Raw genomic sequence first — 26,753 nt, 5'->3', positions numbered from 1 at the left:
ATGCTCGATCCCGTCTCTCTTCCCGAAAAGCCGCCGATCCTCGAGATGCGGGGCATTTCGAAGAGCTTTGGCGCCGTCAAGGCGCTTTCCGATGTCAGTTTCACCGTCAAGGAAGGCGAGATTCATGCGCTCGTCGGCGAAAACGGTGCCGGCAAGTCAACGTTGATGAAGGTGCTGTCGGGGGTCTATCCGCATGGCTCCTATGAAGGTTCGATCCTCTATGATGGGGAAGAACGGCACTTCCGCGACATCAATGATTCCGAAAAGCTTGGCATCATCATCATCCATCAGGAACTCGCGCTCATCCCGCTGATGTCGATTGCCGAGAACATTTTTCTCGCCAATGCACCGTCGCGTTTCGGTGTGATCGACCGCGATGTGCGTCGCAAGCGTACGCTCGAGCTTCTGGCAAAGGTGGGTCTCAGCGAGGCGCCCGAGGTGCTGATCACCGATATCGGCGTTGGAAAGCAACAGCTTGTCGAGATCGCCAAGGCTCTCTCGAAGGACGTCCGGCTGCTTATCCTCGATGAGCCGACGGCAAGTCTGAACGAAACCGACAGCGCCGCCCTTCTGGAGCTGCTGAAGGAATTCAGGGATCACGGGATCACTTCGATCCTGATCTCCCACAAGCTCAACGAAATTTCCGCGGTCGCAGACCGCATCACCGTCCTTCGCGACGGCCGCACCGTCGGCACACTTGATTGCCATGAGGGTGTGGTCGAGGAAGACGAAATCATCCGGCGGATGGTCGACCGCGATCTGGAGAGCCGCTACCCGAAGCGCGACCCCAAGATCGGGAACATCATTTTCGAGGTCGAGAACTGGTCGGCCCACCATCCGCAACATCCCGAGCGCAAGGTCGTCAAGGGCGTTTCCATGAAGGTGAGGGCCGGCGAGATCGTCGGCATCTCCGGCCTGATGGGCGCCGGCCGCACCGAGTTCGCGATGAGCATCTTCGGAAAGTCCTGGGGGCGCGATATCTCCGGCACCGTTCGCGTCAAGGGTGAGGAGGCAGACGTCTCCGATGTCCACCGCGCGATCAAGTCCGGACTTGCCTATGTAACCGAGGACCGCAAGCATCTCGGGCTGATCCTGGCCGAAGACATCCGCAAGAACATCTCGCTCGCCCATCTCGGCGGGGTCTCGTCGCGTGGCGTGATCGACGATATCAGCGAGATGAAAGTGGCCCAGGAATTCCGCGGTCGCATGCGGATTCGCAGCCACAACGTCTATCAGGAAACCGGGAAGCTTTCCGGCGGAAACCAGCAGAAGGTCGTGCTGTCGAAATGGCTGTTCACCGATCCGGACATCCTGATCCTGGACGAGCCGACGCGCGGTATCGATGTCGGCGCAAAATACGAAATCTACACCATCATCAACGAACTTGCGGATGCCGGTAAGGCAGTCGTCGTGATTTCATCAGAGATGCCTGAATTGATCGGTATCTGTGATAGGATCATGGTGATGCACGAAGGTGAATTTGTCGGCGAAGTGGCCGGCGAACAGGCAACGCAGGAAAATATCATGCGCGCTATCATGCGTCGCAAAGGGAGACAAGAATGAGCACTCCGCAGGAAGCAATTGCCGCTCCCAAGGCGGCGACCGGTTTCTGGAAGGATAACCTGCGCGATTACGGCATGCTGATTTCGCTCGTCGTGATCGTGGTCTTCTTCCAGATCGCCACCGACGGTGTACTCCTGAAGCCGCTGAACCTTACCAACATCATCCTGCAGAACAGCTATATCGTCATCATGGCGCTCGGCATGCTGATGGTGATTGTCACCGGCCATATCGACCTGTCGGTCGGTTCCGTTGCCGGCTTCGTCGGCGCGGTCGCGGCGATGTTGATGGTGCAGTACAGCTTCGACTTCGTCACGGCGAGCATCATCTGCCTCGTGCTGGGTGGCCTGATCGGTGCGATCCAGGGCTTCTGGGTCGCCTATTTCAAGATTCCGTCCTTTATCGTCACGCTGGCCGGCATGCTGGTCTTCCGTGGCCTGATGATCGCCGTGTTGAGTGGCCGTTCGATCGGACCGTTCGATCCGACCTTCCAGAGATTGTCCTCCGGCTTCATTCCGGAGCTGATCTCGTCGGCGAACGGCCTTTATCTGACGTCCTTCATTCTTGGCCTGCTGCTCGCGGTCCTGCTGATATGGCAGAACTACAAGAGCCGCGCGCGCCGCTTGTCCCACGACGTCGAGACGGAACCGTTCGGCTTCTTCGTCGGCAAGAACATCGTTGTCTTCGGCGCCATCGCCTACGTCGCCTATCTGATCTCTTCGCACCGCGGCATGCCGAACGTGCTGATCATCATGGCGGCGCTGATTGCGGCCTACGGTTTCTTCACCAACCGCACCATTATCGGGCGACAGATCTACGCTGTCGGCGGTAATGCCCGCGCGGCCGAGCTTTCCGGCATCAAGACCACGCGCCTCGTCTTCTGGACCTTCGTCAATATGGGCGTTCTGGCGGCTCTTGGAGGGCTCGTCGTCGCTGCCCGCCTCAACAGCGCGACGCCGAAGGCCGGCTCCGGCTTCGAACTCGACGTCATCGCGGCGTGCTTCATCGGCGGTGCCTCGGCCTATGGCGGCGTCGGCAAGGTTACGGGTGCGGTCATCGGCGCATTCCTGATGGGCGTGATGAACAACGGCATGTCGATCCTCGGCATCGGCATCGACTATCAGCAGGTCATCAAGGGGCTGGTGCTTCTCGGCGCCGTCTGCGTGGACGTTTACAACCAGCGCCGTTGATCGTCTGAACAAACAGGCATCTGCAAACAAAAGATCGCCCGGAAGCGGCTGCCGCTTCCGGGCGATTTTGCGTTGGAGAATGTTGAAAGGGAGACACGCCGGAGCGGGTCAGGTCGCCGATTCCGTGACGGCTTCCTCGATTATCTCTTCGGGGATATCGTCGAACGACGCGTAGTTGAGGTTGTAGAGCTTGGCATAGAGCTTACGGTTCCGCATCAGTTCCCCGTGGTTGCCGCTTTCGATCAACTCGCCGTTTTGCAGCACGATGATCCGATCTGCCTCGCGGATGGTCGCGAGGCGGTGAGCAATGACCAGGCCGGTGCGACCTTCGAGCAATTTCACCAGCGCCTTCTGGATCAGCATTTCCGTGTAGCTGTCGATATTGGCGGTCGCCTCGTCGAGCACCAGGATCTTGGCATCCGCCACAAGCGCGCGGGCGAAACTGATCAACTGCCGCTGGCCGAGCGAGAGGTTACCGCCGCGCTGGCCGAGTTCGGCATCGTAACCGCCCGGCATGCGCATGATGAAGTCGTGGGCGCCGACGGCCTTGGCGGCTTCGATCACCTGCTCCCGCGTCGCTTCGGTCTTGTGATAGCGGATGTTGTCGAAGACGGTGCCGGTGAACAGGAAGGGCTCCTGCAGCACCATGGCGATCTGTCGGCCCAAAGAATCCTGCGTCAGTTCCCGCACGTCGTGTCCGCCAACCAGAACCTGGCCCTGCTGGACATCGTAGAAGCGATGAATGAGCGACATGCAGCTCGATTTGCCGGAGCCCGTCGGCCCCACAAGCGCGACCGTTTCTCCCGGATTGACCTTGAAGCTCACATGTTTCAGCACCGGATGCCTTGGATTGTAACCGAAGACGACATCGCGGAATTCGACCGAACCATCCATGTCCGGCGACAGGGCCTTCGCATTTGGTGCGTCTTTGATGTCTACCGGCACGTCCAGCACTTCGGTGAGCCTTTGGCCCGACGCCATGGCGCGCTGCATCACCGAATATTGCAGCGTCAGCGAGCGAATTGGATCGAAGAAACGCTGGATGTAGAAAAGGAACGCAACCATCACGCCGACGTCGAGTGCCTGGTTGAGGACGCGTGCGCCTCCCACGACGATAACCAGCGCCATCGCAAGGCCGGTGAGCGTATCGACGATCGGCACCATGACCTGCGCGTATTTTGCGGCCGTCAGATGTGTCCTGAGGTTTGCCTGTGCCTTGTCGTCGTAGAGCATGAAGTTGGTCCGTTCCCGGTCCATGCTCTGGACCGCGCGGACGCCATGGATCGCTTCGGCAAGAGCGCCGTTCGCGACGGAATTGGTCTCGTGCGCGGCCATGAAGGACTTGCGCGCTCTGGGCAGCCAGAAGATGCGGACGACGAAGAGCACAGGCAAGGCGGAAAGCGTCAGCAGGCCCAGTTTGAAATCGAGATAGAGCATCACGAAGACGATGCCGAAGAGAAGGGCGATATCGCCCACCGACAGCACCGAGGTTTCCAGGAATTCCTGCATGGAATTGACGTCGCCCTGCAGCCGCGACATCAACCGGCCGACTTCGGTCTTGTCCATCCATGAAAGGGAGACGCGCTGCAGATGGCTGAACATCGCCTTGCGGATGTCGAACAGCACATCCTCGGCGACATTTCCCACAAGCGTTTCCTGCGCGTAGCTCGCGCCGAAATTGATGACGATCGCTCCGAGAAAGGCGATGATCGCCCAGGTGAGCACGCCGTGATCGGCGCTTCCGGGCTGCATGCCATGGTCGATCGCGTAGCGGATGATCAGAGGGATCACCAGCTGCATTGCGGTGAAGACCAGAACGGCGACGACGGCCCAGTAGATTTTTCCCCGGTAGGGCCGCACGAAGGCCCATATACGCTTGACGATATCGCCGTCGAAGACCTTGCCGAAGATTTCCTCTTCGATCCGGTGCGAACCGACCACCGCCCGGGGCGGGCGCCTGCCGTCGTCGCGCACGTCGGCGCGTTCGGTTTCCAGTTCATCGGCCATTACAGGCTCCTCCTCAGGCCGTCATCAAGCGGTAAGCACATCGTCGTCGGGGCGAATCTGCAGATCGTAAAGCGCCTTGTAGCGGCCGCCCAATGCGAGCAGCTCTTCGTGCGTGCCGCTTTCGACGATCCGGCCTTCCTCCATGAAGAGGATCCGGTCGGCATGCATCAGCGAACTCAGACGGTGTGCGACGATGATCGTCACGCGGTCCGTGGCGTATCTCCGCATGGCGCTGCGGATGCGCTGTTCGGTGCCGGCATCGATCGCAGCGGTCGAGTCGTCCAGGACCATCACAGCGGGACGCAGCATCAGGGTGCGGGCGATCGACAGGCGCTGGCGCTGCCCGCCGGAGAGAGAGACGCCGCGTTCACCGACGACAGTGTCATATCCGGTGGGTAGGCCGAGCACATAATTATGGAGCTGGGCACTTTCGCTGGCACGCTCGATGCGGCCTTCCTTTGCCCAGGGATCGCCATAGGCGATGTTGTTTTCGATGGTGGTGGTAAACAGGAAGGAGTCCTGCTGGACGACGACGACCTTGCGGCGAAGGGACTGCAACGTCGCTCCGCGGATGTCCTGCCCATCGATGGTGATGCGTCCACCGGTCACGTCATAGAAGCGCGGGATCAGATGCGCCAGGGTCGACTTGCCGCTGCCGGGAGGTCCGACGATGCCGATCGTTTCGCCACGTTTTGCTTCAAACGAGATGTCCGTCAGAACCCGGTGTTGTTCCGCGCTGGGATAGGCGAAATCCACATGCTCGAAGCGCAGCGTGCCGTGAGGGACGGCGAGTTCCCTGGCGTCCTTTTCGTCCTTGATCGCAATGTCCAGATCCAGCAGTTCGAAGAGCCGCGCTCCGCAGGTGGAAGCACGGGCAAAGGCGTTGACCATCAAGCCGAGCTGGCGCACCGGCATCTGCATGATCGTCATGAAGGTCAGGAACGAGGTGAGCGTGCCGACCGTCATCTCTCCGGCCATAACCTTGCTGCCGCCCAGCCAGAGCACGAGCACCATGGCAAGGAAGAACGAGAAGGTCATGGCGCTGGTGTTTGCGACCCGAATGCCGACGCGTTGATGCGCCAGGGTGACGGCGCTCTGCGACGCCGTCTCGAACTTGTCGAGTTCATGCTCCTGCGCGGCGAACGCCCGGACGACGCGAATACCGCCGAGATTTTCCTCCATCACGCGGGTCAGCACCGAAAGCCGCTCCTGCAATTCCAGCCAGGTGGCGCGCAACCTAAGCTGGGTGACGGATGATCGCCAGCCGACGAAAGGAACGAAGCTCAGGGCGAGAAGGCCGAGGACGACATCGGTGGAGAGCAACAGGTAGGCGCCGATGCCGATCAGCATGGTGAGCAGTACCATGCGCACCAGAGCCGTCGAGAAATACATGCGCACACCTTCGAGGTCGAGAAGCCCGACGGTGATCAGGTCGCCGGAATGCATGCTGTCGTGGAAGCTGAAGGACAGGCGCTGGATCTTCTCGTAACACGCGAGCCTCAGCCGGTAGCCCATGTGGTGCCCGACGGATTCACTGTAGTAATTTTGCACGAGCGTGAAGATGCCGCGCAATACGCTCGCGCCGAGCAGAAGCAGTGCGGTTGTCAGAAGCGCGTCCTGGGCGGCCCGACCGGCATCGCCGCCGGTGAGCACGACCTGTGTGTGATCCACCGCCTGGCCAAGCAACTGCGGGATCATCAACTGAAAGGTCGATGCGACGAGTGTCGCGCCGATCGCAAAGCTGGATTGCCAGGGATGGCGGAAGGCCATGACGGTGATGCGGGTGAGAATCGAGAGGCCTTTGCCCCAGCCTGTCGCATTCACGAACGCCAACGAAGCCGACGGCTTCGCGGCGCGAAGTTTTGCTTCGCTGCTCACGGTTTTATTCCAAATGAATCACTGGGCCGGATAGCATATCCGGGAAGACCACTATGAGATGAGACTCGCTAGATGACCTAGCGTGCACAACCGTAATTGCCAGTCAACTCAATTGACAAAATGCAGGTGTTTTGAGCGGAAAATCTTGCAAGTCCAAAACGGAGTGGTCGGAACGGCTGAGAACTTGAAGAAACCCGTTTCATGGGCGAAAAGGTCGGGTCGGTTGAGGGCAGGCAAGTCGCTTTGCCCCGGCCGTCTTTTACCAAACCCGAGAATCTGGATATGAGCAAGCTGGACCGTTACCGCCTTCGGAAGACCTCGGTCGGCTCGACGATAGGAGAACTCACGTGACCAGCGGCCTTCATCACGTCACAGCCATAACCCGAAAGGGCCAGGCGAATGTGGACTTCTATGTGGGTTTCCTCGGGCTGAGGCTCGTAAAGCGGACGGCAGGGTTCGAGGATGCGCAGCAGCTCCACCTGTTTTACGGTGACGGTGGTGCTTCTCCGGGCTCGCTGGTGACGTTTCTCTCCTGGGAGGATGGATCGCTCGGTCGAGTGGGCCATGGGGCTCCGAGCGAAATCAGCTTTTCGATCGCGCCGGACGCGATCGGTTTCTGGCTGACGCGGGCGCTGCAGTACAATGTCAAACTCAGCGGCCCGACACAGGAATTCGGTGAACCCGTCCTGCGGCTCACAGACCCGGACGGCATTATCGTGAAGCTGGTCGGGGTCGAGGAAACCTCGCCCTGGATCTGGTGGGCCGGCGGCGGCATTGCCGAGGCGGATGCGATCCGCAAGCTGCGTGGCGCGACGATCCTCTCGGAGAAGCCCGAGGCGACCGCAGATTTCCTCACGCGTCACATGGGGCTTGCGCTCGGCCCGAAGGAGGGCAATATCCAGCGGCTCGTCTCGGATGCGCAGGACATCGTCGATGTCCGTGACGCCGGCGGCTTCTGGACCGCCGCTCCGGGGACCGGAACGATCGACCATATCGCTTTCCGGGCGCCCGACCGGGCACAGGTGGAGGCGGTGCATTCGACGCTGGAAGCGGAAAACAGCGGCGAGATGAACGTGCACGACCGGCACTATTTCTATTCGCTCTATGTGCGGGAACCATCCGGGACGCTGATCGAACTTGCGGCTGACGGCCCCGGTTTTGCCATCGACGAGCCGGTGGAGAGCCTCGGGACGAAGCTTTTCATTCCGGCACATTTCAAGGTCGACCACGACGACCTTCGGGTCATGCTTCCACAGTTCGGCCTGCCGGGAGAGGAACGGATCACCTATCGCGACCTGTCGTTCGTACACCGGATCCACATGCCGGATGAGCCCGACGGTTCGACGCTGGTGCTGTTGCATGGCAGCGGCGGCAGCGAGACCGACCTTTTGCCGCTCGGACGGAAGGTCGCGCCGAATGCCGTATTGATCGGCGTGCGGGGCCGGGCGACCGAGGAGGGCATAGCCCGCTTCTTCCGGCGCCTGAGCATGATGACATTCGACCAGAAGGACATTCTCTCCGAGGCCGAAGCGTTCGCAGCCTTTGCCGAGGACATCGGGCCGGCCTACGGCGTCGATCCGGCGCGGACCGCATTCATAGGTTATTCCAACGGCGCGAACATGCTGGGTGCGCTCATGCAGCTTCATCCAGGCGTGGTTCAAAAGGTGGTGCTGCTTCGGCCGATGAACGTGCTGGAAGAGCGGCCGGTGGTCGATCTCTCCGGTACGCAAGTGCTTTCCGTCAGCGCGGCCCAGGATCTCTACGCTTCCTATGCCGCAGAACTAGAAAACCGGCTCATCGCAGCCAAGGCTGACGTTACGTCAAGGCAGATTGAATCCGGTCATGCACTCGAGCGTGCGGATGAGGAAAGCATCCGGAACTGGCTGAACGAAAAGGGTTTCTGATCAGTCGGTATGGTGAAACGAGATCGCGGCCGCGGCCGCAGCGATATCCGCTTTGAACCCAAGCTTGCGCAAGGCCATGCCATAGGCCAGGACATCGCCGAGCACGATATCGAAGCGGGCGCGGCGGCCCGTGTGGTTCAGCCGCACCAGCCGCTCGGCGCCGGGACCGACACCGGCCGATAGCTCCATACCAAGCGGTGCGGCAGCGGCAAGCGCAGTTTCCAAGTGGGCGCCATCCGGCAACTTTACCGTCGTGACGAGGTTGGAGCCTTTCACCTGATCAATCCAGGGGGTGGCCCCGAGCGCGATCAGACCTGCCCGGGTTGCCCTTGCGGCTCGGGCATGGCGGGCGACGATGTTGTCCACCCCTTCGGCTTCGACGCGATCCAGCGCCGCTTCCAGCGCGAAGAATTCGATCGGCGCCGTGGTTCCGGGCAGGGCGCCGCGGCCGGCATCCAGCCATGCCTTCTGATCGAGAAGCGAGAGGATCGAGGTCGTCGGCCCACCTGGCTGCGAGATCAGTTTCCAGGCGGCGGGGCTGACCGAAAGGGCGGAAATGCCGGCCGGGCCCGCCAGCGATTTCTGCGGGCCGATAACGGTGATGTCGATACCGAGTTCGTCGACGTTTAAGGCATGGCCGCCGACAGATGCAACCGCATCTACGATCGTCGCTATACCGCGGGCGCGGGCGAGCAGCATGATTTCCTCGAGCGGATTGCGGATGCCGCTTGCCGATTCCGCATGGACGAGCGCAAGGACCGCTATCTCCGGATGCGCCTTGAGGCTGGCCTCGACGGCTTCCGCATCGATCGGGCGCGCCGGTTCGGCCCTGAGTTCGATCACCTCGGCACCAGCGCGTCTCAGCCAGCTGCCGAACCAGCCGCCGTAAAGGCTCGTAACGATGTTGAGGACCTTTATGCCCGGCCGCGCGACACTGGCGGCCACCGCCTCCAGTGCCACCACGGCCTCCGCCTGGATGAGCAGCACATCTCCCCGCGTCTTCAGGACGTTTTTCAGCCGATCGGCGACCGAGGCATATCGTGCGGCCGGGAAGGCCGGCGGATCGTTGAGCGGGTTCCAGGATTCAAACGTCATAATGGTGTCTTTCTGGCAGTCCGGTGACGAGACGCGGCACGGCGGCGATCAGTGCCCGCGCCGCCGACGATCGCGGATTTTCGATCACTTGAGAAGCGGCGCCGATTTCCACCAGCCGCCCGGCTTCCATGACCGCGATTCGGTGAGAGACGGCGCGCAGCACCGCAAGATCGTGCGAGACGAAGAGATAGGCGATGCCTCGCTCCTGCTGCAGTTCGACAAGCAGTTCGAGGATCTTTCCCCGGATGGAGACATCGAGCGCCGAGACCGCCTCGTCGAGCACGATCAGGGATGGCCGCGTGGCAATCGCTCGGGCTATCGCGATCCGCTGCCGCTGCCCACCGGAAACCTCGCGGATCGAACGGGTGGCGTAACTTGCGGGCAAGCCGACCCGTTCGAGCAGGGCGGCTATCTCTTTTGGCCGCTCGGCCTTCGGAACGATCTCGTGGATCCGCAATGGATCATCGAGCACCGAGGCGACGGTAGCGCGCGGATTGAAGGCGCCAAGTATATCCTGAAACACCATCTGCATTTTTGCGCGACGACGGCGCAGCTCTGCACCCGAAAGCTTCAGCCAGTCGTTCTCTTCAAAATGGATCGTGCCGCCATCGGCCGGGATCAGCCGCAGGAGGATGCGGGCGAGCGTCGACTTTCCGCTTCCCGAAGCGCCTGCGAGACCAAGGGTTTCCCCGGAGGCGAGCGTCAGCGAAACATCGCTCAGCGCCGCAACGTCGCGGCCGCCGGAGGAAAAACGTCTGGAAAGGTTTGCGATATCGAGCAGCATCATGTCGCTGCCTCACGGATGAGCGGTGGCGTGGAGAGGTCGCGATGGCTGGCAAGCAGCGTCCTGGTATAGCCATTCTCCGGTGCGGTAAGGACGGCGCCGACCGGTCCGGCCTCGACCAGTTCGCCGTTCCGGAAGATTGCCACCCGGTCTGCAAAGCCGGAGGCGAGTGCAACGTCGTGGGTGATGAAAACAAGCGTCATTCCGGCTTCGCGCACCAATTCGTCGAGCAGCGAGACGATTTCGGCCTGAACGATCATATCGAGCGCGCTGGTCGCTTCGTCCGCGATCAGAATGCCGGGTCCGGTCGCGAGGGCGGCGGCGATCGCCACGCGTTGCCTTTGTCCCCCGGAAAGCTGATGCGGAAACGCCTTCAGTACCTTTGCCGGATCGGGAATGCGGACCCGCTCCAGCATATCGAGAGCCCGCTCATGGGCGGCCTTCCATGTCAGTCCGAGGTTGCGGCGCGCACCTTCGGCTACCTGTTCGCCGATCGTCAGCACCGGGTTGAGGCTCGCGGAAGGGTCCTGGAAGACAAATCCCATGTCCCGGCCGGGAAGCGGCGCCTGGCCGATGGACCAGCGCATCTCTCCGCGCACCCTCGCACCAGCCGGCAGAAGCCCGGCGATCGTTCGTGCAAGCGTACTCTTGCCGGACCCGCTTTCTCCGATGATCGCCAGCCGCTCGCCGGGGTGGATATCGATGTCGACATTTGTCAGAGCCGGCACGGGATGACCTTGATAGGTGACCGAAAGACCTCTGATCTCGCAAAGCGCGCTCATGCCTCGCTCCTGCGCCCGGCGAGCGCTTTGGTCAGCCCCTCACTCAGGAGATAGACGCCGATCACCGTTACCACCAGAGCGATGCCGGGAAAGATCGAGAGCGACGGCGACGAGCGCAGAACGTTGCGGCCTTCGGCGATCATCGAACCCCAGGTGACGATATTGGGATCGCCGAGGCCCAGGAAGGAGAGCGCCGCTTCCGTGAGGATCGCGGCGGCGACGATGATTGCCGACAGCGCCAGCACCGGCGGCAGGGCGTTCGGCAGGATTTCCTTCCAGGCGATTTCGACCGGGTGCATGCCGATAACCCGGGCGGCGGCGACGTAGTCCCTTTCCCTAAAGGAAAGCACCTGCGCCCTTGTCAGCCGCGCCGGGTCCGCCCAAGCGCCCAACGCGATTGCCAGCACCACGACGGGAACGGAGGCGCCGATGACGCTGACGAAGGCAAGCGCCAGAAGGAAGCTCGGCACGATCTGGAAGGCATCGACAACGCGCATCAGCGCCTCATCGACGGCGCCGCCGGCAAAGCCGGCCGTCAGGCCGACGCAGAGCCCGATGGCGATGGCCGCAATCGCCGCCGCAATGCCGACCACAAGTGAAGTGCGGGTTCCGTGTATGATGCCGGCCAGTACATCCCGGCCGAGCCGATCCGTGCCGAGCGGGAAGGCGGGATCGATGAAGGGCGCCAGCAACGGGCTACCTGCAATACGCAGAGGATCACCGGGCGACAGAATTGGTGCGAACAGCGCGACGAGCATCAGCGTGGCTAAAATGCCAAACCCGATCGCGCCTTCCGACGTTTTCATGAGATTTTGAATCCGCCTCATGCATCCGCCTCCTGGGCGCCGACGCGTGGATCGAGCGCGGCATAGAAGATGTCGATCATGAGGTTGATGCAGATGACGAGCACGGCGCTGACGAGGATGATGCCCATCAGGAGCGGCGCGTCGCGGCCGCCCACCGCCTCCTGAGCCAGCCGTCCGAAGCCGGGGATCGCAAAGATGCTCTCGATGACGACGCTGCCGCCGAGCATCGCTGCCGATTGCAGGCCGAGCATGGTGACGAGCGGCAGGAGCGCGTTGCGGGCGACGTGGCGCAGTACGATGCGGCTGCGGGAAAGGCCCTTGGAGCGGGCGAAGAGCACGAAATCCAGTGCCCAGACCTCGGCCATTCCGGCACGCATCACCCGCAGGAAAAGCGCCATGTAGATCAGCGCCAGTGCCCCGACCGGCAGCGCGAGATGGGTGGCGATGTCGGCAGCGCGGGCAAAGCCGGCCTTGCCGGAGGCGATCGTCTCTATGCCGGAGGTCGGCAGCCAGCGAAGCTCTACGGCAAAGACGATGCTGAGCACCAGGCCGAGCCAGAAGCTCGGGATGGCGTAGAGAATCAGGGAAATGGTGGAAAGCACTCTGTCGCCGGCACTTTCCGGCCTTGCGCCGGCGACGATGCCGAGCGCCGAACCGAGCCCGAAGGAAAGCGCGGTGGCGCTTCCCATCAGGAGCAGCGTGTTCGGCAGGCGTTCAATGATGAGGTCGAGCACCGGCCGATCGAAGGCGACGGACCAGCCGAGATCAAGCCGTGCCAGCGAGGAGACGTAAAGCAAGAGGCGTGCGAGCATGGACTGGTCGAGGCCATAGGCCTGGCGCAGCGATTGCGCCACCGTCGCATCCCCGCCGCCGATCGACAGCAGATAGGCGTCCACGGCGTCGCCGGAGGCGGATTCGAGCAGCAGGAAAGTCAAGACGATGACGATCAGCAGCACCGGAATGCTGCTGATCGCGCGACGCCTGATCAATCGAAGGGCACGGTTCACGCTGCGGAAGGCCTTGAGACTCGGTTTTCGGACCCCGAGCCTATCACGATTGCAGTGCCGTATCCGCCCAGTTGGAGACTGCCCAGCGGGGATTGTTCGAGACGTTCAGCACGCTGTCGCGCGCCACGGTGATGAAGCCCCATTCGGCCACGTTGATCAGCGGGAGGTCGGTGGCGACCAATTTCTGGAACTGCTTGTAGAGATCGGTGCGGGCCTTGGCGTCGACCGTCTCTGCCGCTTTGGAGATGATGTCGTCCAGCTCCTTGTTGGCGTAGCCGCCCTGATTGGAGAAGGGCACGCCGGCCGGGGTGCCGGATTTCACGAGAATTGTCGTCGAGATCGCCGGGTCGCCGCGGAAGACCGGAGGAGCGACAGCGAGATCGAAATCGTGGTCCGTATAAACCGCTTTCTGGTGAGCGGCGGAATCCGCGTTGACGAGCTGAGCGTCGATGCCGATCGCGGCGAGCGCCTGGCGGAGATAGGCGCCGAATTGTTTCGTCTCGTTGAAATAGGGGGCCGGGCGCAGCTTGAGCGAAAAGCGGTTGCCGTCGGCGCCCTTCGGATAACCGGCTTCATCGAGCAGTGCATTGGCCTTGGCGACGTCGAAATCATAGGCCGGCACGCCGGAGTCGTAGAACTCCGGGGCGTTCTTCGGCACCGGCCCGGTCGAGGCTGCGGCATAGCCGAGGAAGATGGTGTCGACGACGAATTTCTTGTCGATCGCGTGCGCGATCGCCTGGCGCACCTTGAGATCGGCAAGTTCCTTGCTGCGGTGATTGATCTCCACCACGAGCTGGTAGGTCATGCCCTCGTAACCCTTGGAGATGACCTTGATGCCCGGCACCTTGGAAATGCGGGCAAGGTCGGTGAGCGGCACGGCCGAGAAGGCGGCGAGCTGGATTTCTTCCGCCTCGAGGGCGGCGCCGGCGCCGGCGCGATCCGGCAGCACGCGGAAGATCACTTCGTCCAGCTTCGGTTCGCCCTTGTTCCAGTAGTCGGCATTCTTCGTCAGGCGATAATATTCGCCGGGCTTGTATTCCGTGAACTTGAACGGGCCGGTGCCGACGAGCTTCACATTGGCAGGATTGGTGGCGATATCGGTGCCTTCGTAGAGATGTTTCGGCACGACGCTGCTGACCACGGGCAGAGCATTGCGGATGAGCTGGAAGGGCGTGGGCTTGGAGAAGCGGAAAACCGCCGTCGTCGCGTCCGGCGTAACGACCGCTTCGAGATTGGCGAAGACGAGGCGGCCGAGATTTTGCAGCGGCTTCCAGATGTTGAGCGCCGAATAGGCGACATCGGCGGAGGTGAACGGCTTGCCGTCATGCCATTTCACGCCTTCGCGCAGCTTGAACGTTACCGACTTGCCGTCCGCCGATCCTTCCCAGGAGGTCGCAAGGCGCGGAGAAAGCCCGTCCTTACCCTCGAAGGCGGCTTCCGCAAGCGGTTCGACAACTTTGCTCGCGATGAAGAAGACGCCGTTCGAAGCGACGATTGCCGGGTTGAGGTTTTTCGGTTCGGAATCCGCCGCGACGATCAGCCGCCCGCCCGCAGGAGCATCTTGAGCGCGCGCCAGCGTCGGCAAGGCGGTCGAAGCGAGCAGGGCAGCGCCTGCCTGCAAAAGGGTGCGTCGGGATAGGTTGGCGATCGTCATGGCTCTCTCCTCGGTGCGGTCCTTCGCAGCATATTGGCAGCGAAATGACCGGCCGCACAGGCACGAAATTTCTTTGCGGGGCGTTCGGGAACAAATTCTTGGATGCGGGTAGGCGTAAGACGCATTTCCGTTGCGCCATAAGGGCTTAGTGCCGAGTTTCCAGTTCGTCGCGAAGGGCGGCGAGGATTTCCTCTGCGAGCGGAACGCTGCCCACCGCACGGGCGAGCGTCAGCCCTCCGATCATTTGAGACAGGATGACGATCGACTTGCGGCGGCGATCCTCGTCGCCATTGCCGACGACGATCTCCTGCAGTAGCTGCAGGTGGTTTTCGATGCCCTCGGCGAAGACGGATTGCACTCCTTCGCCTTGGCGGGAGGCATCGCCGCAGAGCGAGGCGAAGGTGCAGCCCTTGGCCTTGAAGATCAGGTTCGGCCGGGAAAGATACATGACGGCGATCGCCTTCAACGCCTTTTCGCGGGTGCGGTTGATCGTCTCCCGCCAGGTGGCGGCGTTGAGCGCAAGCGCCTGTCGCGACGCCTCGGCCGCCAGATCCACCTTGGATTTGAACTGTCCGTAAAATCCTCCATGCGTCAGGCCGGCCGCCTTCATCAGGTCGGCAATGCCGATGCCGTCAAAACCGTATTCGCGGAACAGTTCGCCGGCTTTCAGCACCACGCGCGTGCGGTTTTGCTCGCTCGGCGGCGTTGCGGCCGCCGATCTCGGCGAAGACCCCTACGGATAGATCTTTTTCGCGAGCTCCATCAGCGGCCCGTATTCGTTCATTTCGCGCGTTCCGAGCAGCTTGGCGCTGGCAAAGCGTTTGGATTCCGGATCGAGCTGATCCTCGACGCCCTTGGCGACCGGCAACATCCAGGCCTTGGCGTAGGTGACTTGCTGCTCCATGTCGAGGAAGTGATCGATGAAGAGTTTTGCAGCGTTCGGATGCGGCGCGTTCTTCATGATCGCGAAGTGGATTGAGACATAGGGGACACCTTCCTCGGGCACGATCACCTTGATCGGCAACCCTTTGAGGTCATTGGCGAAGGCGAACATCTGCGGGATGTAGACCGGATATTCGCCGCGGGCGACGCGACGCGCGTCGTTGCGCAGGTCGCGGCTGAAGACCGGCTTGTTCTCGGCGAGCTTCTCGTTGAAGGCCTGCCCGTAGGTCTTGTTGAAGACCACGAACATGGTTCCGCCTGAACCGAGCGGACGCATGTCGTCGGACAGGATCTTGCCCTTCCACTTCGGGTCGGCAAGGTCCTTCCAGCTCTTCGGTTCGTCCTCCGGCTTCACGAGGCCGGTATTGACCAGGATACCGTAAGCCTGCAGGAAACCCGGCACATGATCGGCCGTGACCTCTTTTTTCATGTCGTCGCGGATATTGGCGACGTTCGGTATCTTGCCGAGAGGTTCGACCAGAATGCCTTGCGTCTTTCCCGTTTCGATCGAATTGGCGGAGTGCATCTGGATGTCGGCCAGATAGCGTCCGGCCGCCTGCTCGGAGCGGAGACGCTCGGTCAGTTCGCTGGCGCGTACGTCGAGCGACTCGACCTTGATGCCATGTTTCTTCTGAAAGGACTCCGTTACGGCGACGAAGTTCGGCGCGCCGAGCTGCGAATTGTAGACGGTGACGGTGCCTTCCTTCTTGGCGGCCTCCACCACCTTGTCCCACTCCGCATCCTGCGCGAAAACCGGACCTGCAACGACCGCGGCAACCGCAAAGGCTGCCAATTTACGGATAAGCGACATTTTTCTCCTCCCTGGAATATTCGCCATCTTGGTTTTTATGTGGGTTCAGATCTCCACCACGACGTAGTCCTCATCGATGGAGACCGGAAAAGTTTCCGCCTGGTAGGGACCTTCCGCGAGCGCTCCGCCTTTCGTGACGGAGACGTCGAAACTCTTGACGCGGGTGCGGGCCGGGTCGCACCAGGATTTTCCCGTGCGGATGTCGAATTCCCAGCCGTGCCAGGGGCAGCGCACCAGTTCGCCGTGCCGCGTCATGCGGTATTGGCCGGGTTCGTCGGATTCGGCGAGGCCCACGACCTGGCCGCGGCAGAGATCGGCGCCCTCGTGCGGGCAACGATTGGCGATGGCGAAGAACTCGCCCTTGACGTTGAAGAGGGCGATGTCGCGGCCGGCGACCTTCACCAGTTTGGATTTGCCGATATCGAGTTCATCGACCCTGGCGACGACGTGACGAGCCATTCTCAGTTCAATCCATAGAAGTTGACAGCATTTCCGGCGAAGATCGCCGCCTTTTCGGCCGCGCTGAGCGGCACCTTGAAGGCGTGGCGGGGATCGTCGAAATCCCAATGGGGATAGTCGGTCGAGAACATTAGCCGGTCGGTCCCGATCCAGTTCAGTGTATCGGTGAGGTTTTTCGCCGGGTTCGGCTCCTCCATCGGCTGGGTGGTGAACCAGATGTTCCGGCGCAGATATTCAGACGGGGGGCGCTTCACATGCGGGACCTCGTCGCGCATCGTTTGCCAGGCCTTGTCCATGCGCCAGCCAAACGATGGTACCCAGGAGAAGCCGCCTTCGACGAAGGAAACCTTCAGTTCCGGGAAATGCTCGAAAACGCCCTCGAAGATGAGGCTTGCGATCACCGCCTGCATGGTCTGCACCTGGCTGTGATGCTCCTCGAGATAATAGGAAGGCCAGCCGGCCCCGGTCGCCTGATGCCCGCCGACGCCGCCGACATGCAGCGACAGCGGCAGGCCATGGCTGACGGCGGCCTCGAAGATCGGCCAGTGGCGGCGTTTTCCCAACGGCTCGATGGAGCGCGGGGGCAGCAGGACCTGCACGAAGCGTTTGTCCGAGGCACGGCGGTCGATCTCGGCGACGGCGCTGGCCGGATCTTCCTGCGTGGCGATGATCGAGCCGCGCAGGCGCGGTTCCGGATCCAAAAACTTGCCGATCTGCCAATCATTGATGGCTGTGGCGATCGCACTGGCGAAGTCCGGGTGGCGCTGGCCGCTGGCGTTGAAGCGCAGCGGCACGAGGACGCCAAGGTCGATGCCGAGGTTGTCGAGATGCTGTTCACGCAGGAAGGGCAGGTCGGAACCCGGCGGGCCGCCCGATGGCGGCCAGCTATCGACGCGCGAGACTTCCGGCACCATGCGCGGATGGGAAAGCGTTTCCGACAATCCCTGGCGCGTATGGCCGCCATAGGTCGCGAGATGGTCCTTCCAGCGCTGCGAGAGGTAGGGTTGAATCTCGGCCGGCGTTTTCATCGCCGGATGAATGTCGCAGTCGATCAGATTGTATTTGGTCTTCGTCTCGACCGGGCGATCCAGTGTGCGGGTTTCCGTCATTTCGCGACCTCCTCCTTAAAATCCGCGGCGATCCGCGGATAGGTGGCAAGCGGGTTGTCGATCAGGATCTTTTTCGCAAGCGTCTCGCCGAAGGCCGCCGGGAGCGCGTTCAAGCCATCGAATTGCGCATGCGGATAATCGGTCGAGAAGAGCAGGATGTCGTCGCAATCGATGTGTTCGAGCGTGCGGGCGAGTGCGTCCCGGTCCGGCGGCGCGTCGACGGGATGGATCGTGAAGCGCACATGACGCTTGACGATATCGCTCGGCTGTTCCGTCAGCCATGGCGTTTCGGCGCGCACGCCGCGCCAGGTCTTGTCGGCCCGCCAGAAGAAGGACGGCAGCCATGTGAAGCCGCTTTCGGCGAAGACCACCTTGAGGTCCGGCACCTTGTGAAAGACGCCTTCGGCGACAAGGCTCAACAGCTGGCTTTCGAAAATCGATGCCTGCGCCACATAGGTCTCGACGAAATAGCTCGGCCAGCCGGTGGCGGTGGGCGCTTGGCGGTTGCTGCCGCCGGCATGGACACAGAGCGGCAGCTTGTTGCGGGCGGCTGCCTCGTAGATCGGCCAATAGCGCCGGCGACCGAGCGGTTCGTCGTTCTGGGCGAGGATCAGGACCTGCACGAAACGGTGGTCTGCGGCGCGTTTTTCGATCTCGGCGACCGCGAGGTCCGCATTCTGGGCGGAAACAATGATCGAACCCCGCAGCCGCGGTTCCCGGTCGAGCCATTCCCTGGCCAGCCATTCGTTGACGGCGCCGCAGAGGGCTGCGGCCATATCGTCCGAATGCATGATCATCGAGCCGTGCAGGACATTGCAGATCGCCAGCCGCGTGCCGAACGGATCAAGCGCCTGGGCGCGAACCGCGTCAAGCGTATCGCCGGCAAAGCCGCTCTCGGCCTTCCAGTCGGAGCGTACGTTGATCGGCGCGCGCGGCGGCGAGGAGGTCATCGCGAGGCTCAAACGATCGACGCCGCGCATGACGAAAGTCTCGCGCCAGTATTCCTCGAGATAGGGAAGCAGCGTCTTCGTTGACGGCGATGCCGGGTGAAGGTCGCAGTCTATGCCGCCGACGGTCGAAAGCCCCGGCTTGTTCTCCAATGATCGGATCATCTCATTCATGAGGGCACTCCCGTATCAAGGCAGGCGGTAGACCTGTTTTGCGTTTTCGCGAAAGATCTGCTGGCGCTCCGTCGGCGACAGCGGCACCTTGAAGGCGTAGCGCGGGTCATCGAAATCCCAGTGGGGATAGTCCGTCGAAAACATCAGGCGGTCGGTTCCCACCCATCGCAACGTATCGAGCAGGTGACGATTGTTTTCCGGCTCCTCGATCGGCTGGGTGGTGAACCAGACGTTTTCGCGGATATATTCGGACGGTGGCCGCTTCACATGCGGAACTTCGGAACGCATCCGCTCCCACTGCTTGTCGAGCCGCCACATCAACGGCGCCGCCCAGGCAAAACCGCCTTCGACGACAATCAGCTTCAACTTGGGATAACGGTCGAAGACGCCTTCGAAAACCATGCTGGTTACGACGCTCTGGAGACTGTGCGAAAAGGCGTAGTGTTCCTCGATATAGAAATTCAGCCAGCCGGCGCCACTGTTGGTGTGCCAGCCGAAGGCAGCAGAATGCATGCCGATCGGCATGTCGTAATGTTCGGCGGCTTCGTAGATCGGCCAATAGCGCCGCCGGCCGGCCGGCTCGATGGTACGTGGCGGGATGGCGATCTGGACGAAGCTCCTGTCGCCGATGCGCGCCTCGATCTCGGTGATCGCCGCGGCTGCGTCTTCCTGGGCAACGGAAATGGAAGCTTTGAGACGCGGTTCCGGACCCGTCCATTTGTCGAGCTGCCAGTCGTTCACCGCCGCGCACATGGCGGCGCCCAAGTCCTGATTGAGTGTGGAGGACCCGGCGGCGAGCGGCTGAAGGATCCCGTATTCGATGCCGAGCGGATCGAGGAGCTGTTCCTGCAGATAGGCGAGATCCGAGGCCGGCGGCCCGCCATTCGGCGGCCAGGCGTCTCGGCGCATGCCATTGCCGGGCGTCATGCGCGGGTAGGGCAGGGTGCCGACCAGCGGATTGGCGCTCCGCTGGCCGTAGTCCGCCAGGTGGTTGCGCCAGCGCTGCGGCAGGAATTTCGCAAGCTCGTTCGGGGTGCCGAAGGCCGGATGGATGTCGCAGTCAATGATACCGAGTTTGGCTTCGGCGTTTTTTTCCTTTTCGAGAACAGCTTGGTTCACGGCCGGCCCTCCAGTCGTGGGTAGGTGGCGAGCGCGTTCTCCCGCACCAGACGATCGATAAGGCGTTCGGGGAACCCGTCCGGGATCGCGGCGCCACCCTCAAATTGCGCATGTGGATAGTCGGTGGAAAAAAGCAGCATGTCGTCCGCGTCGAGATGCTCGATGATGCGCTCCAGCTCAGCCGGGTCGCGCGGCGCGTCGAAGGGCTGCGTCGTCATGCGGATCTGGCGCCGAACCAGTGCCGACGGGGGCTCCTTGACCCAGGGCACTTCAATGCGCGCGCCGCGCCAGTCCTTGCTCATCCGCCACATCTGGCCGGGGAGCCACGAAACGCCGGATTCGATCAGTACGATCTTCATGTCGGGGAATTTGCCGAGCACGCCTTCCGCGACGAAGCTACCGACCTGGGCCGCAAAACCCTGAACCTGGTGCACGTAATCTTCGGCCAGATACGAAAGGAACCCGCTCTGACTAGGGGCATGGCGATAGGCGCTGCCTGCATGAATGCCGAGCGAGAAACCATGGCGCTGGGCGGCCTCGTAGATCGGCCAGTAATAGCGGCGACCAAGGGGCATTTCGCCCATACAAAGGGTCAGGATCTGGACAAAACGCCGGTCGTCCGCGAAGCGCTCGATCTCTTCCACGGCGGCTTCCGGATTTTGCATCGGGAGAACCAGAGAGGCGCGCAGCCTTGGATCCCGGTCCAGCCATTCTGCCTTCAGCCAATCGTTGGTGGCGCGGCAGATCGCGGCTGCCAGATAGGGATCGTAGATCGCATGCACGCCGGTGACGCAGTTCAGGATCGCGTATTTGAGACCGAACGGATCGAGCAGATTGCGGCGTAACTTTTCAACACCCTTGCCTTCCGCCGCCTTCCAGTCCTCCCGGAAGAACGGTTTAGCCCGAGTGGGGAAATTGGTGAGCTCAAGCCGATCGACGTCGCGGGTGGTGACGATTTCTTTCCAATACTCGTCGAAATAGGGCAACAGGTCGGAGCGGTCCGGCGCATCGGGGTGAACGTCACAGTCGATTGCGCCCAATTGCGAAAGCACCGGGCGCTGCCTGGTGACAGCAGTGTCCACTACACAAGCCTCCCTGTTTTCGCCGGCCGACACATCCTCTTCCCAGACGTTGCCGGCTTCCATTCCCGGGTGATGCACTCAAAGGCGCAAGGCACCCCCGCATTTGCGATGCGTATCCTCGATGCGAAAGGGTAAGGGGCTGGGGAGCCCGAGAGAATACGCTTTTTCGTCGTAGCGGTTTTCTCGAATCGAGAAAGCTGAACGGGGTTTGCCTTTTCTCTGAAGGCAAAGATAACCGTGCTTATGCGGATTTTTGGCCGAGAACGAGCGCCGTGTGCATATGAATCCGAAGCCATTCCATGACGGCTCTCACGGTGGGCTTGCGGGCCTGGGTTTGCGGGATCAGCGCCTTCAACCAGAGTTCGGCGACCGGATATTCCGGCAGCAGTTCGATCAGTTTGCCCGTTCGAAACGAGTCTTCCGCGACATAGGTCGCCACCATGGCTATGCCGCGACCGCGCAAGGCCAAGTCATGCAGCACCTGGGTGTCGTTGGCGCTGAAGGCGGAGCGGACCTCCACGTCGATCGGACCGCCGGGACTGAGGAACGACCAGGTGGACCCGGTGGCATGAAAGGTGAGGCAGATGTGATCGACGAGATCGCGCGGGTGTTTCGGGACGCCGCGGCTCTCCAGATAGGATGGAGCAGCACAGAGTTTGCGGGGATAGGGACAGAGCGGTTCGTCGACCACGTTGGAGTAGGAGGCCGGAAGTGCGCCAAGCGCAATATCGTATCCCTCCTCGGCCGGGTTGACCGAGCGGTCCACCAGCGCGACATCCATCGTCACGTTGGGGTTCTCCTGCTGAAAATCGCTCAGGATCCGCGCCAGAAAGGCAATCGTCACCGTCGTCGGGGCCTTGATGCGCAGATGCCCCTCTATCCGCTGGGCGACCGCGGCTGCACCGCCGATGGCATCGTCGATTTCCTTTACCAATGACTGGTAGCGCGGCAGGTAGCGTTCTCCGACCTCGGTCAGGATGAGTTGGCGCGTCGACCGGATAAACAGTTTTACCCGCATCTGGTCCTCCAGACGGCTGATCCGTTTGGTGACCACCGAGGGTGCGACACCCAGATGACGGCCGGCCGCAGAGAAGCTTCCGGAGCGGGCGACCGCGAGAAAGGTACGGATGTTGATGAGTGTGTCCAATGCTTTAGGCCTCCCAACCTAGCGCTATGGTCAAATCCTGGGCGACCCTAACACAATTCATCTTTCTGCTTTCGAGAAAAGTGAATGTAAAAAAATGATGCTTTTCCACTGCGAGGGAAAAGGTCAATCTAACAGGCGAAGGAGTTTTGCCTGCGAAGTCTGCGCGCTTTCGAACCGGCAAGGTTACAGGTGGAGCTCGAAGAGCAGGAGTTTGTTTGGCGAACCTGATCCTTGTGGGACAAACCTCGTCGCGCCGTGTCGTACGGCGCATATCAGGGTTCTTGTCACACGCAAAACGGGCCTCATATCGCGAGGATATAGGAACCGGTAAGGATCATCTTTCAAGATAGATGAACGTCGGGAGAATCCGGCGGTGCCGGTCGGGAAAACGGTGCCACCGAAGCGGAGAAGGAGAGGGCGGCGATCGAGCCGCAGATAATTCGGTGTCGAAAGCGGGGCATGGCCCTGCGATTGCGCTCAGTCGTCAGTTCCAGGGAGGAGAGACACGTGACGAGCAACAAATCCATGACGGCAGCGACCATCAGGCAATGGTCGAGACGGTTTTTTCTGACCGCTGCGGGCGGCATCGCTATCGCAACGGCGGTATGGCAGCCGGTGCAGGCACAGGATGCCGAGTGGGAGAAGGTGGTCGAGGCGGGTAAGAAAGAGGGGACACTCGTCCTTTACACCGCACTTGTCGGGCAGCCGAGCACCAAGAAGATCGCCGAAGCCTTCACCGAGGAATATGGAATTTCAGTGGAGGTTCTCGAGGCACGCGCCAGCGAAATCCGTGAGCGCGTACGCGTCGAGCAGGCAGCAGGTCGGTTTGCTGCGGACGTGATGTTCACGAGCGAAGGGCAGACGCGGCTTTACGATGCGGAGGACAAGTCCGTCGATCCGCTTCCGGTGACGCCGAATTCCCAGAAGATCAAGCCGCAGTTCAAGCTGCAGGTGCCGATGGCGTCGGTCATGACCATCCCCTATGGCATCATGGTCAATACCGGGCTCGTCAAGCCGGCCGATGAACCGAAGAGCTGGAAGGATCTTGCCGATCCGAAATGGCAGGGCAAGATACTCGCCGACGACCCGCGCGCAATCGGGGCCGGTTATCTCTGGTTCTTCTCCACTTATGACCGGATCGGTGAGGACTATGTCAGGAAGGTCGCCGGCCAGAAGCTCGTCTTTACCCGCGACCAGCGGGAATCGCAGCGCCGCACCGCGCGCGGCGAATATTCGATCTATATGCCCGTCATTTTGACGGACATGTCCGATTTGAAGGGTTTGCCGGTCAAGTTCGTCATACCGGAAGAGGGCGTCGGCTACGTGCTTTACGGCAACGTGCTTCTGAAGAAGGCGCCGCATCCGAATGCGGCCAAGCTCTATCTCGATTTCCTCCAGAGCCCGACTGCGCAGAAGATCTATGCGAGCCTCGGCAATGGACCGGTGATCGAGGGCGTGACCGAGGGATTGCCCGCAGACATCAAGGCAATCTCGGAGGCCAAGCTCTACGGCACGAGCGACTCGCGCCGACAGAACGAGATGCTCGCCAAGGCAAAAGACGTCTTCAAGTGAAGCTGTCGCGTCGTTGCCGGCATGCCCGGTAACGACTCGATATCCAATGCCATCGGAGCCGCGAGGACCGCATGACCATAATCCATAATCGCTCCCTCGACGATATTGCCGAAACCGCACCCACACTCGGCGGTAACGCCGTTACCCGCGCTTTTTCGGGCGGTTCGATCGGGCGATTGATCGGTATGCTGGCGCTGATCGCCATACTGGGATTCCTGACGATCTATCCCCTGGCCATGCTGCTTTACGGCAGCCTCCATTCGACCCCGCCCGGCCTTGCCGGCGAGTTCAACCTCAACGGCTATCGCGCCATCATGACGACCCAGAACCTTCTCGTTCTGGTCAACACGGTGGGCATCTCGCTTGCGAAGACCGTTCCGTCTCTGACGATCGCGGTGTTTCTGGCCTGGATCATCGCCCGCACCGACACGCCCTTCCGTGGCACCCTGGAAGTGCTGATCACGCTGCCCTTCTTCATTCCGCCGATCCTGACGGCCATGGCCTGGGGCATGCTCGGCAATCCGCAGGTCGGTGTCATCAACCTCGTCTGGCGCTCGATCAGCGGCTCGCAGGATCCGCTCGTCAACGTCTATTCCTATGGGGGCGTGGTCTGGCATATGTGCCAGTATTCGATCCCGTTCCTCTTCCTCTTCACCGTCGATGCCTTCCGGGCCATGGACCCCTCGCTGGAGGAATCGAGCCGCATGTGCGGCGCCTCGCGGTGGACGACCTTCCGCAAGATCACGCTGCTCCTGATGCTGCCGGTCCTGACAAGCTCTTTCATGCTGAGCTTCATTCGCGGCATCGAATCTTTCGAGTCGCCGTTGTTCTTCGGCCTTCCGGCCGGCATCAAGGTGATCACCACCGACATCTACGAGTCGATCAACCACCGCGCGACGCCCGACTATCAATATGCGACGGCGCTGTCCTTCGCGATCATGGGGCTGATGTTCCTGCTGGTCATCTGGCAATGGGCGCTGCTGCGCGGCAAGAGTTTCCAGACCGTTACCGGCAAGGGCTTTCGGCCGAACGTGATGGAGCTCGGCCCCTGGCGCTGGGTGACCTTCGGCTTCTGCGTGCTCTTCTTCGTCATCACCGTGGTCCTGCCGGTCGGTCAGCTCCTGCTCGGCTCCTTCTTCCGCTTCTTCGGTTTCTACACCTACGAGATGCTGACGCTGGAGCATTACAGGGCGGTCTTTTCCAATTCCGAATTCTGGCGGGCGGTGCGCAACACGATGATGCTCGGGCTGCTCGGCGCCACCGCGACGATGGCGCTCGGTGCGGTGGTCGCCTATGTCTCGGTCCGTACCCGCTGGCGTGGCCGCAGCCTGATCGACGGCATGGCCTGGCTGCCGTGGATGATGCCCGGCATGGTGCTCGGCGTGGGTTTCCTCTGGGCTTTCGCCATGCTCCCGGGGCCGATCCCGATCTACGGGACCGTCTGGGCGCTGCTGCTCGCCTATCTGGCGCTCGGCACGCCGGTTGCCGTGCGCGTGATGACCGGCGCCTACCACCAGCTTTCCTATGATCTCGAGGAATGTTCGCGGGTCCATGGCGCGAGCTGGTTCCAGACCATGTGGCGCATCATGGTCGCGCTGGCATGGCCGGCGTTTGCGGTCGGCTGGGTGCTGACGTTCTTCGGCATCATGCGAGAACTTTCCGCGTCGATCCTGCTCTATTCGGTGGGATCCGAAACGTTGGCCGTTGTGCTTCTCAAGCTCTGGGCGAACGGCAACGCCGAACAGGTGAGCGTTATCGGCCTGATGATGATGCTGCTCGTCATTCTGTTCCGCTGGGTGCAGCTTCGATTCATCAAGGCGCGCATCAGCAAGCTTTAAAAATCCAGGACCTGGCTCCCGGGCGCGCCGGTTTTAGTTGGCGGCTGCAAATGTCCGCACCGAAAGGAAGAGAGAGTATGGCTTCGGTAACACTCGAGAACGTGACCCGCATGTATGGTGCAATCACGGCCGTGGATCAGGTGAACCTGAAGGTCAAAAGCGGCGAATTCGTCACGTTGCTCGGACCGTCCGGCTGCGGCAAGACGACGACGCTGCGCATGGTGGCGGGACTGGAGAAGAACACCGGCGGGCGCATCAGCATCGGAGACAATGTGGTTTCGGATGCGGACAAGGGCTATTTCGTCCCCTCCGAACGGCGCAGGCTCGGCATGGTTTTCCAGTCCTATGCGATCTGGCCGCATATGACGGTGTTCGACAATGTCGCCTATCCCTTGCGTATCCGCCGCCGGACCGACAAGGAGATCCAGGACCGGGTGATGAACGCGTTGCGCCTCGTCGAGATGGAACAATATGCCGAACGTCCGTCGCCGGCGCTGTCCGGCGGTCAGCAGCAGCGCGTGGCGATCGCCCGCGCGCTGGTTTTCGAACCGGAGGTGCTGCTGCTCGACGAGCCGCTGTCGAACCTCGATGCGCGGCTGCGCACGCAGATGGGCGACGAATTCCGCCAACTTCAGCAGCGGCTCAAGATTACGGCTCTCTACGTGACCCACGATCAGTCGGAGGCCATGGCTCTTTCCGATCGGGTCGTCGTCATGCATGGCGGCAAGATACTGCAGGTCGGCGCACCGGAGGACATTTATCGGCGGCCGGAGAACCGGCAGGTCGCCGCTTTCTTCGGCACGCCGAACCTGCTCGAGGCGAAGGTCAGGAATTGCCGTCCGAACGGTGGCCAGTATTACAAGCTCTGTCACTTATACACATCTGA

General features: G+C 61.6%; 22 protein-coding genes. 6 read left to right on the top strand and 16 right to left on the bottom strand.

The window, feature by feature from the left end; translation table 11 throughout:
* Window positions 1-1,563, top strand: a complete 1,563-nt coding sequence (gene mmsA, locus C5L13_RS14385; protein WP_105383984.1) for a multiple monosaccharide ABC transporter ATP-binding protein — start codon at window positions 1-3, stop codon at window positions 1,561-1,563.
* Window positions 1,560-2,750, top strand: coding sequence for a multiple monosaccharide ABC transporter permease (gene mmsB, locus C5L13_RS14380; RefSeq protein ID WP_105383983.1), 1,191 nt, complete (start codon window positions 1,560-1,562; stop codon window positions 2,748-2,750). Before mmsA ends, mmsB begins: the two co-directional genes overlap by 4 nt.
* Window positions 2,751-2,858: 108 nt before the next feature.
* On the opposite strand, the gene C5L13_RS14375 is transcribed toward mmsB, so the two are convergent.
* Together C5L13_RS14375 and C5L13_RS14370 are read right to left on the bottom strand one after the other, a co-directional pair.
* A complete protein-coding gene (locus C5L13_RS14375; protein WP_105383982.1) occupies window positions 2,859-4,757 on the bottom strand; it encodes an ABC transporter ATP-binding protein in 1,899 nt (632 codons plus the stop codon).
* A gap of 24 nt (window positions 4,758-4,781) precedes the next feature.
* Window positions 4,782-6,635, bottom strand: a complete 1,854-nt coding sequence (locus C5L13_RS14370) for an ABC transporter ATP-binding protein (protein ID WP_205836838.1) — start codon at window positions 6,633-6,635, stop codon at window positions 4,782-4,784.
* Window positions 6,636-6,982: 347 nt separating this feature from the next.
* On the opposite strand from C5L13_RS14370, the gene C5L13_RS14365 reads away from it, so the two are divergent.
* Window positions 6,983-8,539, top strand: a complete 1,557-nt coding sequence (locus C5L13_RS14365) for a VOC family protein (protein ID WP_105383981.1) — start codon at window positions 6,983-6,985, stop codon at window positions 8,537-8,539.
* On the opposite strand, the gene C5L13_RS14360 is transcribed toward C5L13_RS14365, so the two are convergent.
* From C5L13_RS14360 to C5L13_RS14295, 14 genes are all read right to left on the bottom strand, one after another.
* A complete protein-coding gene (locus tag C5L13_RS14360) occupies window positions 8,540-9,634 on the bottom strand; it encodes a pyridoxal-phosphate-dependent aminotransferase family protein (RefSeq protein ID WP_105383980.1) in 1,095 nt (364 codons plus the stop codon).
* A complete protein-coding gene (locus tag C5L13_RS14355; protein WP_105383979.1) occupies window positions 9,624-10,421 on the bottom strand; it encodes an ATP-binding cassette domain-containing protein in 798 nt (265 codons plus the stop codon). The genes C5L13_RS14360 and C5L13_RS14355 overlap by 11 nt, the downstream gene beginning before the upstream one ends.
* Window positions 10,418-11,200 (bottom strand): ABC transporter ATP-binding protein, encoded by a 783-nt coding sequence (locus tag C5L13_RS14350; protein WP_105383978.1) that lies wholly within the window; start codon window positions 11,198-11,200, stop codon window positions 10,418-10,420. The genes C5L13_RS14355 and C5L13_RS14350 overlap by 4 nt, the downstream gene beginning before the upstream one ends.
* Entirely contained in the window at window positions 11,197-12,027 is an 831-nt protein-coding gene (locus C5L13_RS14345) for an ABC transporter permease (RefSeq protein ID WP_105383977.1), read from the bottom strand. The genes C5L13_RS14350 and C5L13_RS14345 overlap by 4 nt, the downstream gene beginning before the upstream one ends.
* Window positions 12,024-13,013 carry an ABC transporter permease gene (locus C5L13_RS14340; protein WP_105383976.1) on the bottom strand — a complete coding sequence of 330 codons (990 nt, stop codon included), beginning with the start codon at window positions 13,011-13,013 and terminating at the stop codon, window positions 12,024-12,026. The genes C5L13_RS14345 and C5L13_RS14340 overlap by 4 nt, the downstream gene beginning before the upstream one ends.
* 43 nt (window positions 13,014-13,056) lie before the next feature.
* Window positions 13,057-14,667, bottom strand: coding sequence for an ABC transporter substrate-binding protein (locus C5L13_RS14335; protein ID WP_105383975.1), 1,611 nt, complete (start codon window positions 14,665-14,667; stop codon window positions 13,057-13,059).
* A gap of 145 nt (window positions 14,668-14,812) precedes the next feature.
* Complete coding sequence (locus C5L13_RS14330; RefSeq protein WP_105383974.1) at window positions 14,813-15,343, bottom strand: TetR/AcrR family transcriptional regulator; 531 nt, start codon at window positions 15,341-15,343, stop codon at window positions 14,813-14,815.
* Between the two features lie 57 nt (window positions 15,344-15,400).
* Window positions 15,401-16,420, bottom strand: a complete 1,020-nt coding sequence (locus tag C5L13_RS14325; RefSeq protein ID WP_105383973.1) for an ABC transporter substrate-binding protein — start codon at window positions 16,418-16,420, stop codon at window positions 15,401-15,403.
* 45 nt (window positions 16,421-16,465) lie between these two features.
* Window positions 16,466-16,879: a Rieske (2Fe-2S) protein gene (locus C5L13_RS14320; protein WP_105383972.1), complete on the bottom strand. Its 414-nt coding sequence runs from the start codon at window positions 16,877-16,879 to the stop codon at window positions 16,466-16,468.
* A 2-nt stretch (window positions 16,880-16,881) separates the two neighbouring features.
* Window positions 16,882-17,988 carry an amidohydrolase family protein gene (locus C5L13_RS14315; RefSeq protein WP_105383971.1) on the bottom strand — a complete coding sequence of 369 codons (1,107 nt, stop codon included), beginning with the start codon at window positions 17,986-17,988 and terminating at the stop codon, window positions 16,882-16,884.
* Window positions 17,985-19,109: an amidohydrolase family protein gene (locus C5L13_RS14310; RefSeq protein ID WP_105383970.1), complete on the bottom strand. Its 1,125-nt coding sequence runs from the start codon at window positions 19,107-19,109 to the stop codon at window positions 17,985-17,987. Before C5L13_RS14310 ends, C5L13_RS14315 begins: the two co-directional genes overlap by 4 nt.
* Before the next feature lie 15 nt (window positions 19,110-19,124).
* Window positions 19,125-20,228: an amidohydrolase family protein gene (locus C5L13_RS14305; protein ID WP_105383969.1), complete on the bottom strand. Its 1,104-nt coding sequence runs from the start codon at window positions 20,226-20,228 to the stop codon at window positions 19,125-19,127.
* Window positions 20,225-21,310 (bottom strand): amidohydrolase family protein, encoded by a 1,086-nt coding sequence (locus C5L13_RS14300; protein WP_105384303.1) that lies wholly within the window; start codon window positions 21,308-21,310, stop codon window positions 20,225-20,227. The genes C5L13_RS14305 and C5L13_RS14300 overlap by 4 nt, the downstream gene beginning before the upstream one ends.
* 241 nt (window positions 21,311-21,551) lie before the next feature.
* The gene (locus tag C5L13_RS14295; protein ID WP_105383968.1) at window positions 21,552-22,457 is read right to left on the bottom strand and encodes a LysR family transcriptional regulator; all 906 of its coding nucleotides are present in this window, start codon (window positions 22,455-22,457) and stop codon (window positions 21,552-21,554) included.
* A gap of 507 nt (window positions 22,458-22,964) precedes the next feature.
* On the opposite strand from C5L13_RS14295, the gene C5L13_RS14290 reads away from it, so the two are divergent.
* The 3 genes from C5L13_RS14290 to C5L13_RS14280 form a co-directional block, all read left to right on the top strand.
* Window positions 22,965-24,029: an ABC transporter substrate-binding protein gene (locus tag C5L13_RS14290; protein ID WP_158693450.1), complete on the top strand. Its 1,065-nt coding sequence runs from the start codon at window positions 22,965-22,967 to the stop codon at window positions 24,027-24,029.
* 71 nt (window positions 24,030-24,100) lie between these two features.
* The gene (locus C5L13_RS14285) at window positions 24,101-25,867 is read left to right on the top strand and encodes an ABC transporter permease (protein WP_245571268.1); all 1,767 of its coding nucleotides are present in this window, start codon (window positions 24,101-24,103) and stop codon (window positions 25,865-25,867) included.
* A 77-nt stretch (window positions 25,868-25,944) separates the two neighbouring features.
* On the top strand, window positions 25,945-26,753 hold an 809-nt coding region (locus tag C5L13_RS14280; protein WP_105384301.1), incomplete at its 3' end, for an ABC transporter ATP-binding protein.

This window comes from Neorhizobium alkalisoli (genome assembly GCF_002968635.1).
Lineage (GTDB): Bacteria > Pseudomonadota > Alphaproteobacteria > Rhizobiales > Rhizobiaceae > Neorhizobium > Neorhizobium alkalisoli.
The sequence above is the reverse complement of the archived record's forward strand: the minus strand, read 5'-3'. Positions and strand labels throughout refer to the sequence as shown.